General features: G+C 70.9%; 7 protein-coding genes. 1 reads left to right on the top strand and 6 read right to left on the bottom strand.

Going from position 1 to position 11,253, the window contains the following annotated elements; all coding sequences use genetic code 11:
- The 6 genes from IEY93_RS39050 to IEY93_RS36655 form a co-directional block, all read right to left on the bottom strand.
- Positions 1-731 (bottom strand): hypothetical protein (locus IEY93_RS39050; protein WP_229691777.1); only part of this gene is annotated, 731 nt, incomplete at its 3' end.
- Between the two features lie 90 nt (positions 732-821).
- Complete coding sequence (locus IEY93_RS36675; protein ID WP_189167770.1) at positions 822-3,941, bottom strand: AfsR/SARP family transcriptional regulator; 3,120 nt, start codon at positions 3,939-3,941, stop codon at positions 822-824.
- Between the two features lie 242 nt (positions 3,942-4,183).
- Positions 4,184-5,284: a cellulose binding domain-containing protein gene (locus IEY93_RS36670; protein WP_189167769.1), complete on the bottom strand. Its 1,101-nt coding sequence runs from the start codon at positions 5,282-5,284 to the stop codon at positions 4,184-4,186.
- A 114-nt stretch (positions 5,285-5,398) separates the two neighbouring features.
- Positions 5,399-6,373, bottom strand: a complete 975-nt coding sequence (locus tag IEY93_RS36665) for a helix-turn-helix domain-containing protein (protein WP_229691776.1) — start codon at positions 6,371-6,373, stop codon at positions 5,399-5,401.
- Positions 6,374-6,473: 100 nt separating this feature from the next.
- A complete protein-coding gene (locus tag IEY93_RS36660; RefSeq protein WP_203967873.1) occupies positions 6,474-6,839 on the bottom strand; it encodes a hypothetical protein in 366 nt (121 codons plus the stop codon).
- 42 nt (positions 6,840-6,881) lie between these two features.
- Positions 6,882-8,558 (bottom strand): sodium:solute symporter family protein, encoded by a 1,677-nt coding sequence (locus tag IEY93_RS36655; protein WP_229691775.1) that lies wholly within the window; start codon positions 8,556-8,558, stop codon positions 6,882-6,884.
- A gap of 313 nt (positions 8,559-8,871) precedes the next feature.
- On the opposite strand from IEY93_RS36655, the gene IEY93_RS36650 reads away from it, so the two are divergent.
- The coding region (locus IEY93_RS36650; RefSeq protein ID WP_229691774.1) for a WD40/YVTN/BNR-like repeat-containing protein at positions 8,872-11,253 on the top strand (2,382 nt) is incomplete at its 3' end.

Genomic DNA, 11,253 nt, shown 5'->3' with positions numbered 1-11,253 from the left:
TACTTGATGACGGGCCGGGTGTTGGTGTTGGAGTCGAAACTGTCGGACAGGGTGAAGTCCAGCACCCCGTAGTCGATCGGGTCCGGGGGAGCCTGGGACGCCACGATGGCATCGACGATGATCTTCGCGTCGCCGGCCTGCGGCTGGTAGCGGTCCGGATACGCCGACACCTGCACGGCCTGGCAGATCTCGCCGATCGGCGCGGTCAGCCACTTCTCGTCGGGGTACTTCGACTGCATCTTCTTCAGGAAGGCGTTGGTCGCCCAGTCCGGGTTCAGCCGCTGGGACACCGTCCCCCAGGAGGCCCGCTGCTGGAACAGCCCGAGGCTGTCGTGGTCGAGTTCCTCGCTGATGTTGTCGATGCTCGACTCCACGATGGTGGTGGTGATGGCGATGACGGCGGCCCTGAGATTGAAGCCCCGGTCGCGCACCGCCTTGACCACCATCCGCGCGCAGGACACGCGGTAGGCCGACATGTACCCCTTCATCTTGGCCTTCAGCGAGCCGTTGAGCTGCGCCGCGAGGGCGGAGTCGGTGGAGGTGGTGCCGCTCGGGTCGCACGCGGCGAGGGCTCGCTGCGCGGCCACGTCACTGGCCTTCGCGCTGGGCGCCGGGGTGGGGCCGGCGGCCAGGGCGGCAGGCGCGACCAGCAGGCTGCAGGCCATCGCCATGGCGGTGAGCCCGGCGAGCCGGAGGGCGCCACGGCCGGGACGCGAGGGGGATGCACTCATCGGATGCCTCATTTCGGGACAGATTTGATCTGGCGCCGAAAGAGTGCGGCCGCGCGCTCCAATCCTGCTGTAAATCCGTTGTAGGCCGCTCTACAGAGCGGCGTCCTCCGGTGTGGACACGGCTTCGCGCGGAGCGAGTTCCGCGTGCTCGCGGGAGCCGTGCGCCCGGAAGATCTCGACCGCCTCCGCCCGCGCGCTCTCGGCCGCGGCCCGCCGGTCCCGCTCCTCGTACAGCAGGGCCAGGTCGCGCAGGGTCCGGGCGCGGAACAGCGGCAGCCCCAGTTCCTCCCATTGGCGTACCGACTCCGTCAGGCAGCCCTCCGCCTCCTGGAGCCGCCCGACGGCCAGGTGCAACTCGCCCAGCGTGCGCAGAGTGATCGCCTCGCCCCACCGGTCGCGCAGGGCCCGCACGTCGGTGAGGATGCCCTCCAGTTCGGGCAGCGCCTCATCGCACCTGCCCTGCCGGAGCCACGCCTTGGCACGCGTGCGCAACGCGTAGCACTCCAGCAGCCGCTCACCCATGCCGCCGAAGATGTGCGCCGCCTGCTCGCTCAGCCGCTCCGCTTCGGCGTGCTCTCCCCTGGCCAGGTGGTGCAGGGCCATGGTGCGCAAGGTCAGCGCCTCACCTCGCCGGCTGCCCGATCCGCGGTACAGCGCGAGCGCGTGGTCCAGGTCCTTCCAGGCGCCGTCCAGGTCGCCCTGTTCCAGCCGGACCGACCCCGCCAGCCGCTGCACGTGAGCGAGGGCGGCCCCGTCGCCCTGGTCGTGCCACATCGCCCGAGCGCTGTCGAGGTAGTGGAGCGCCTCGCGCAGGTGTCCCCGTTCGCGGCAGACGGTGCCCATGCCGGTGAGGATGGCGCACTCTCCCCGCAGGTCCCCGGCGGCGCGGAACATCGGGAGTGCCTGGCCGAAGTAGTCCTGGGCCTCGGCGTAGCGGTCCTGCTCGTACCGCAACTGGCCCAGCTCCGCGAGCAGCGTCGCCTGTCCGGCGGTGTTCCCCTTGCGCCGCGCGACCGACAGTGCGGCGTCGTGCGTACGGCTCCAGGCGGTGAACTGGTTCTCCACGGCGAAGGCGGAATGACAGAGCGCGGAGGCCAGCTCGACCGCGGCCTCGTCGAGGTCCAGCGCCGCCGCCAGTTCGACGCCGACGACGAGCGGCTCCTCCTCGATGCGGAACCATGTGTGGGGGGCCGCCAGGACGGCCCGCGCGGCCTCCGGATCGATGGGGACGGTGAGCCGGTACGACTCGCGCACCGCGATCGTGCCCGACGGTTCGACGGCGCGCACCTTCGACAGCAGCCAGAGCCAGCCGCCGAGCACCCGGGTGACCGCGGTGACCCGCGCCTGCCCCGGGTCCTCGGCCTCGGCGCGCTCGCGGGCGAACAGCCGGATGAGATCGTGCAGCCGGTAGCGCACCTGCCCGATCGCGTCCACACCGTCGACCTCGACGAGTGAGGCGTCCACCAGCTGTTCAAGCTGCCGCTCGGCCTCCTCCAGGCTCGCCCCGGTGGCGGCCGCCGCGACCCAGGCGGGGAAGTGCGGAAGACCGAGCAGGCCGAGGTACCGCAGCGCCCTGCGGACCGAGTCGGTCAGCAGCTCGTAACTCAGGGCGATGCCGGCGCGGACCTCCTGGTCCCCCACGGCGAGCTCGTCGAGCCGTCGCCGCTCATCGGCGAGGCGGTCGGCCATCAGTTTGACCGACCACTGCCGGCGCGAGGCGAGCCGGGCCCCGGCGATGCGGATCGCGAGGGGCAGGTACCCGCACTGCCGTACGATCATCCGCGCCGGCTCGGCCTCCGCGGTGACGCGGTCGGCGCCGGCGACGTGGGACAGCAGGGCGAGCGCGGCGTCGACCGTCAGTGTGCCGAGTTCGGTCGGGACGGCACCGGCCAGGCTCGGCAGCTTGTTGCGCGAGGTGATCAGTACGGCGCATCCCGCCGAACCGGGCAGCAGCGGGCGCACCTGGCGTTCGGTGGCCGCGTCGTCGAGCACCACCAGCACGCGGCGGCCGGAGAGCAGGGTGCGATAGCGGTTGACCCGCTCCTCCAGGGTCGGGGGCAGCTCCGGCGCGGGCGTGCCCAGCTCGCGCAGGAGGCGGCCCAGCACCTCCTCGGGCGTCGCCGGCAGTTCGGTGGTGCCGCGCAGTTCGGCGTAGAGCTGGCCGTCCGGATAGTGCTCGGCCATGTCGTGGGCCACCCGTAACGCGAGGGTCGACTTGCCCGTGCCACCGGCGCCGAGGATCACGCAGACCGGCATGGCGGACGGCCGGGTCAGCGCCGCCCGCAACAGGACCGTCTCCTCGGCTCGGCCGGTGAAGTCGGGGATGACCGGAGGCAGTTGGTACGGCCTGGTCCGCTCGGGAGCGGTCCTTTCGGTGCCGGTCCTCCCGCCGCCCGTGCTCGTCGCCGCCGGGCCCGTGGGCGCGGGGGTCTGCGGCCGGCGCGTCCGGGAGCGGTGCTCGGGGGACGGCCGCGGGTCCCCGCGCAGGATGCCCTCGTGCAACCGCCGCAGTTCGGGACCGGGATCGATGCCGAGCTCCTCGGCGAGAGCCTCCACGCCCTGCCGGTAGACCGCCAGGGCGTCGCCCCGCCGCCCGAGTTCGTTCAGGGTCGCCATGAGGTCGTAGCGCAGGCGCTCGTGGGTGGGATGGCGGGCGACCAGGGCGGTCAGCTCGCCGATCACCTGCTCGTGCAGGCCGAGCCGCAGGTCCGCGGAGATGCGCTCCTCGGTCACGGTGAGCCGTAACTCGTCCAGGCGCCGTGCCTCCGCGAGCAGGAAGGAGTCGCCGATCCCGCCGAGGGCGGGACCGCGCCACAGCGCGAGGGCGGCGCGAAGGCGCTCGGACGCCTCTTCGTGCCGCCCCTCGGTGGCCGCGCGCCGTCCTTCGGCGGCGAGGGTCTCGAACCTGGAACGGTCGACGGTGCCGGTGGGGACGTCCGCCAGGTAACCCGCCCGGTGGGACACGATGACCGGTGGCATGCCCGCGCGTTCGAACGATCGGCGCAGCGACGAGATGTACGTCTGCAGCACGGCCCGGGAGGTCTCCGGGGGATCGGTGCTCCAGATGGCCTCGATGAGCCGTTCGGCCCGGACCACGTGGCCTTCGTCGATGAGCAGAGCGGTCAGCGCAGTGCGCGGTTTCGCCCCGCCGAGAGGGACCTGCCGGCCACCGTTCCAGACCTCTATGGGGCCGAGGAGGCGGAATTCCATGTACTCCTCCAGCGAGGGCTCCCTGACGACTCCCGGATACGGAAAGCCGTGGACGGCCTCCGCCCACGCAACGGTGGCGAACGCCTCGGGAGTTCCCCCTGACCGTTATCCCCCTATGCGGTGGGTGCCAGATTAGATGATCCGGCAGGTGATCGACAGGGCCGGCGATCACGGTGCCGGCGTCCAAGGGGCGATAGGGGGCGGCTCCGGCATCCGGGAGCCGCCCGCTCATCGGCCAGGGGTCAAGGGGAGGTGCAGGTGGGGGTGGGGGCGGGGTTGCTCCCCGTCCAGGTGCCGTTGAAGCCGAAGGCGGTGGAGGCACCCGCGCCCAGGTCGCCGTTGTAGCTCATGTTCCGCACCGTGACGGCGCCGCCGGTCTGGCTCAGGCCGCCGTTCCAGAGCTGGCTGATCGTCTGGCCGCCGGCGAACGTCCACCTGACCGTCCAGCCGCTCAGGGCCGCGGCGCCGGTGTTGCGGACCGTGACCTCGGCGCCGAAGCCGCCGGGCCAGGAGTTGGTGATCCGGTACGTCGCGGTGCAGCCGCCCGGCTGCGGGCTGGGGGTGGTCGGCGGCGTGGGCGTCGGGGTGACCGTCGGCGTCGCGCTCGGGGTGGTCGGCGGGGTGGGCATGGGCGTGGTGCCGCTGAGCAGGGCGGCCAGCGCCGGGTACCACTTGGCGGCCATCTTCTGGTCGCCGCCGGCGTTGGGGTGGACGCCGTCGCCGGTGTCGGTGGCGGTGCTGAAACCGGTCCACTGGTCGACGACCACGATCGGCGACGCTGCGGTGCTCTTGGACTGGGCCCAGGCCGGGATGGCGGCGTTGAGGGCCACCACGCGCTGCGCGCACTCGGGGCAGGAGCCGGGGTTCATCGGGATGATCTGCGCGACGAGGATCTTCATGTTCGGGTTGCTCGCCCGCATCTGGTCCACCAGCTTGCCGTACGCGGCGAGGATGGTGCCGGTCGAGCGGTTGCTCCACACGTCGTTGGTGCCGAAGTGCATCATCACGATGTCGGGGCGGGTGGTGGCGAGCCAGCCGGGGAGCTGGTTCTGGTCGGCGACGTTGGTCACCAGCGCGCCGCCGTGGCCCTCGTTGTCGCCGTCGTAGGCCACACCGCAGCCCTGCGGGGGCAGGGTGCCCACCATGTCGACGCCGTAGCCGTCTTGAACGAGCCGGTTGTAGAGCAGGGCTCGCCAGCAGCCGGGCGAGCCGGTGATGGAGTCGCCGAGCGGCATGACCCGTACGGTCGCGGCCCGGGCCGGCACCACGGGGTTGAGCGCCGCGTACGCGAGGAGCCCGAGCATCGCCGTCACGATCGCCAGGAGCGCGCGCCTGGTCGTCATCCTTCACCTCCGTGGTCCGCGTCGCGATGGTAAGGACGCCCGGTCGCACCGAGGAAGGACGCTGCCCTACTTAACCGGTTCGACGTGCGGAAACACGGTCGCGGGCGGTGAAAGTTACACGCCGGGCCGAAGCCAGCCCTCGCGGGCGGCGTGCCAGGCGAGCTGCATGCGGGTCTGGACGCCGGCGGCCTCCATCAGGCCGGCGACGCGCCGCTGCACCGTCCGCTGGCTGAGGCCGAGCTGGGTGGCGATCGATTTGTCCGGTACGCCGGCGACCAGCAGCGAGAGCAGGTACAGGTCGTCGGGGTCGAGGGGGCAGGGGGCGGTCTCCAGCGACAGGCCGCCGTCCATGACGCTCAGCGGGATGGCCCGTTCCCACTGGCTCTCGAACAGGGCCAGCATGGCCTCCATCAGGGTGCCGCCGCGGATCAGCGCCGCGGTCGGCTCGGAGATGCCCGGGTGTGCCACGAGGGTGAGCAGGGCGATCTCCCGGTCGGCGATGGTCAGCCGGACGGGCAGGCGGGGGATGGCGCGGGCGCGCTCGCCGAGCTTGATCGCCTGGGCGACGTCGGCCTGCATGCCGGCCTCTTCCAGCAGCGCCCGCTCGTAGATCACCCGGTAGGCCACGCCGCGGGCGAGGGCGGCCGGTTCGGCGTCGTTCTCGTCGGCGGTCATCGCGACCGGGGCGGCCAGGCAGAAGCCCAGAACCTCCTCGCGGGCGTTGTCCTGCAGGTGGAGCAGGCGTTCGCGCATGGCCGCCCGGTTGGGCAGCACCTCGACGAGCTGGGAGGCGTCCCGCCGGCGGGCGTTGGCGCGGTACTCCTCGGTCAGCTCCTCCAGGGAGCGCCGCGCCCAGTCGAGCGCCTGCTGCCGTCGCAGCAGCGGCGCGCCGAGCGCGATGTCCGGTGCCACGGCGGCGTACCGCCCGGGGGTGACCTCGCGCACGAGGCCCTTGGCCTCCATCGAACGCAGCGCCTCGGCGAGCCGCTCGTCGCCGATCCCTGAGTGTTCGCGCAGCTCGGTGCGGTCGGCCTCGACGGCTGCGATGAGCAACCGGTACGCCAGTTCCTCCACGGAGTTCAGTCCCACCGGATCCAGCATGTTCACCATAATGACATCCCTAATAGGGATATTCGGCCGTATTCCGGACTCACTAGGTGGCATCGCGGCTGGTGAGAGGCCGGGTTGGTCAGGCGTGGCGGGCCGTTTCCTCCGTATCCAGCGTGGTGGTGTCCTCCGCGGGCGCGCCGGGCGCGTCGACCGGGCGCAGCCGTTCCCAGGCGAGGAACACGGCGCCGACGACGATCATCGCCACGCCGGTCCACAGGTTGATCCGCACCCCCTCGGCCTTCTGTACGGCCGCCGCGCCGTCCAGCAGCCCGACGACCGTGAGGATCACTCCGTACAGCAGGAACAGGCCGCCGATGATGCGGCGGATGTCGAACAGCCGGGCCGCGCGCTCGCGGTCGCCCGTGTCGCCGGCGCCGGCCGGGTCCGCCGGGTCGGTGGCGCGGGTCGCGTCCGCGGGGCCGGACGCGTTGGCGGGGTCGTGCATCGGGGGTCTCCGATCTGGGGTGAGGGCTCAGGGGACGGCGGCTCAGATGAACGGGATGTACAGCGCGGCGCCCAGGATGATCGCTCCGGCGCCGAGCAGCACGGGGGAGCGGTACCAGGCCCGGTCCCCGGCCAGGGTGTCGTCGGCGAGCGAGGCGTCGCTGAGCCCGTACACCAGGCCGCGCAGCTCGCGTTCCGGCTTCGGCGCCGTCATCAGGGTGACGACGACCGAGACCAGCGCGTCCACGACGAACGCGATGCCGGCGCCCCAGAAGGAGGCGTTCAGCTCGGTGCCGAAGTTCAGCAGGCCCGCCTTGAACGCGATGTAGGACGCGAACGCCGCGACGGTGCCGGTCAGCAGTCCCCAGAAGCCCGCCCAAGCGGTCATCCGCTTCCAGAACAGGCCGATGATGAAGGTGGCGAACAGCGGCGCGTTGAAGAAGGAGAAGAGCGTCTGCAAATAGTTCATGATGTTGCTGAACCCGGCCGCGATCAGCGCGGTGCCGACGCCGAGCACGACCCCTGCCACGGTGGCGAGGCGCCCCAGCTTGAGGTAGTACTCATCCGGCTTGTCCTTCTTCACGTGTGAGCGCCAGATGTCGTAGGTGAAGACGGTGTTGAAACCGCTGATGTTGGCGGCCATGCCGGCCATGAACGACGCCAGCAGGCCGGTGACGGCGATGCCGAGCACGCCGTTGGGCAGCAGGTTCTCCATCAGCAGCGGGATCGCGTAGTTGTACTGCGGGCCGTCCGGCTTGCCGAGGTCGCTGAACAGCACCAGCGCCACCAGGCCGGGGATGACGGTGACGGCGGGGATCACCAGCTTGGGGTAGGCCGCGATGATCGGGGTGAGCCGGGCCGCCGTGGTGTTGCGCGCGGACAGGCCGCGCTGCACCTCGGCGAAGTTCGTCGTCCAGTAGCCGAACGACAGTACGAAGCCCAGGCCGAGGACGATGCCGATCCAGTGCGCGCCGAGCGGGTTCGTCGCGCCGGAGCCGGTGCCGGCCCAGGCGTGCAGGCCGGGGTCGCCGAGCGCGGACCGCCGCACCTTGTCCGCCAGCCCGGAGAACCCGCCGACCTTGATCAGTCCGAGCACGGTGACCGGGATGAGGCCGGCAAGGATGACGAAGAACTGCATCACCTCGTTGTAGATCGCCGAGGACAGTCCGCCGAGCACGACGTAGGCCAGCACGATGGCGGCCGACACGACGATCGACAGCAGCAGCGGCCAGCCGAGCAGCGCGCCCATGACCAGCGCGAGCGCGTACAGGTTGATCCCGGCGATGAGGATCTGCGCGACGGCGAAGGTGATCGCGTTGAGCAACTGCGTCTGGCCGTTGAAGCGCCGGCGCAGGAAGTCGGGGACGCTGTGCACCTTGGACCGGTAGTAGAACGGCATCATCACGATGCCGAGGAACACCATGGCCGGGACCGCGCCGATCCAGTAGTAGTGCACGGTGGCGACGCCGTACTGCACGCCGTTGGCGGCCATGCCGAGGATCTCGGTGGCGCCGAGGTTGGCCGACAGGAACGCCAGGCCGGTGATCCAGGCCGGCAGCGACCGGCCGGACAGGAAGAAGTCCAGGCTGGTCCGGACGGCGCGGCGCGCGGCGAAGCCGATGCCGAGCACGGTGATGAAGTAGATCGCGAGGACGGCGTAGTCCAGGAGGTTGACGTCCAGCCGGAGGTCCGGCGCCGCGAGAGACAGGTGAGTTGGCACCCCCGCCCGTTACCCGGAAATTTCCGGCTTTCACCTGCTGCTCCGCGCGGTGTGCGCCGCCACCGCGGCCGCCATGCGGGGGCACGGGCGCGGCAGGAGCGGGCCGTACGGACGCCGGCCCCTTGCCGGAGATAGTTCAACGCCCAAACTATTGACGTTCCGGCTCCGGTTGTGTGAACCTGCGGCGGAGGCTGTCAGGGGCCTCATCGTTCACCATGCACGCTGGAGGTCGACGGTCAGGGTCCATCCTGATCGTGCATGGCGGTCCACCGCGCTCTCGAAGCGATTCGAGGCGATCCGAAGGGAACCGTTCATGCGCAAAAAGCTCCTGAGCATGCTCGCGATGGCGCTCGCCGCCAGTTTCCTCGCGGGTGTGCAGGCGCCGCCCTCCGCGGCCGCCGCGAGCGAGCCGTACACCTACAAGAACGTCCAGATCGCCGGTGGCGGCTTCGTCCCCGGCATCATCTTCAACCAGACCCAGAAGGACCTGATCTACGCGCGCACCGACATCGGCGGCGCCTACCGGTGGAACCAGTCGAACCAGACCTGGGTCCCGCTGCTCGACTGGGTCGGCTTCGACAACTGGGGCTACAACGGCGTGGTCAGCATGGCCACCGACGCGGTGGACCCCAACAAGGTGTACGCCGCCGCCGGCATCTACACCAACGACTGGGACCCGAACAACGGCGCCGTGCTGCGCTCCAGCGACAAGGGCGCCACCTGGCAGGTCTCGCCGCTGCCGTTCAAGCTCGGCGGGAACATGCCGGGCCGCGGCATGGGTGAGCGGCTGGCCATCGACCCGAACAAGAACAGCGTCCTGTACCTCGGCGCGCCGAGCGGCAACGGACTGTGGCGCAGCACCGACTCGGGCGTCACCTGGTCGAAGGTCACCAACTTCCCCAACGTCGGCAACTACGCCGAGACCCCGGGGGACGCCTACGGCGGTGACAACCAGGGCGTGGTCTGGGTGACGTTCGACAAGCGCACCGGCACCGCGGGCAACGCCACGCAGACCATCTACGTGGGCGTGGCAGACAAGCAGAACACCGTCTACCGCACCACCAACGGCGGCACCACCTGGGAGCGGGTGGCCGGGCAGCCCACCGGCTACATCGCGCACAAGGGTGTGCTGGACACCGTCAACGGCTACCTTTACCTCGCCACCAGCGACACCGGCGGCCCCTACAGCGGGAGCAAGGGCGACGTGTGGCGGTACGCGACCGCGACCGGCACCTGGACGCAGATCAGCCCGATCCCCTCCAGCAGCTCCGACGACTACTTCGGCTACAGCGGCCTCAGCGTCGACCGGCAGCACCCCGGCACGCTCATGGTCGCCACCCAGGTCTCCTGGTGGCCGGACGTCATCTTCTTCCGCAGCACCGACAGCGGCGCGACGTGGACCCGCATCTGGGACTTCACCAGCTACCCCAACCGCTCGTTCCGCTACAAGATGGACATCAGCGCCGTGCCGTGGCTGACGTTCGGTACCAACCCGCAGCCGCCGGAGGTCACTCCCAAGCTCGGCTGGATGACCGAGTCGCTGGAGATCGACCCGTTCGACTCCGACCGCATGATGTACGGCACCGGCGCCACGATCTACGGCACCACCGACCTCACCAAGTGGGACAGCGGCGGGCAGTTCACCATCAAGCCCATGGTCACCGGGCTGGAGGAGACCGCCGTCCTCGACCTGATCAGCCCGCCGACCGGCGCCCCGCTGGTCAGCGCCCTCGGCGACATCGGCGGGTTCCGGCACAACGACCTGACCAAGGTCCCGTCGTCGATGTTCACCCAGCCGGTCTTCACCAGCAGCACCAGCCTCGACTACGCCGAGACCAACCCGAGCATCATGGTCAGGGCGGGCAACTTCACCGACTCCGACCGGCCGAACGACAGCCACGTGGCCTTCTCCACCGACGGCGGCGCCAACTGGTTCCAGGGCACCGAGCCGGGCGGGATCAACAGCGGCGGCACCGTCGCGGCCAACGCGGACGGCACCCGCTTCGTGTGGGCCCCGGGCGACCCCGGCCAGCCGGTCGTCTACTCGGTCGGGTACGGCAACTCGTGGAGCCAGGCCTCCGGCGCGCCGTCCGGCGCGATCATCGAGTCCGACCGGGTCAACAAGAACAAGTTCTACGCCTTCGCCGCTGGTGGGTTCTACGTCAGCACCAACGGCGGCGCCACCTTCACCAAGACCGCGGCCACCGGGCTGCCCACGACCGGCGTGAAGTTCAAGGCGGTGCCCGGCGCCGAGGGCGACATCTGGCTGGCCGGCGGCACCAGCGGCCTGTGGCGCTCCACCGACTCCGGCGCCTCGTTCACCAAGGTCTCCGGCCCGGCCGAGGCGAACAACGTCGGCTTCGGCAAGGCCGCGCCCGGCAAGACCTACCAGGCGCTCTACCTGATCGGCCGCGTCGACGGCGTGCACGGCGTCTACCGCTCCGACGACACCGGGGCGACCTGGGTGCGGATCAACGACGACCAGCACCAGTACGGCAACTTCGGCGAGGCGCTGACCGGCGACCCGCGCATCTACGGCCGGGTCTACATCGGCACCAACGGCCGCGGCATCATCTACGGCGACCGCGACGGCGGCACCGGCACGCCGGACACGACCGCGCCGAGCCGGCCGGGTACGCCGGTGGCGTCGGCGATCACGTCGTCGGGTGCGACGTTGACGTGGTCGGCGTCGACG

Source organism: Sphaerisporangium melleum (assembly GCF_014646695.1).
In the GTDB taxonomy this organism is placed as follows: Bacteria; Actinomycetota; Actinomycetes; order Streptosporangiales; family Streptosporangiaceae; genus Sphaerisporangium; species Sphaerisporangium melleum.
This window is presented reverse-complemented; position numbering and strand designations above follow the sequence as displayed.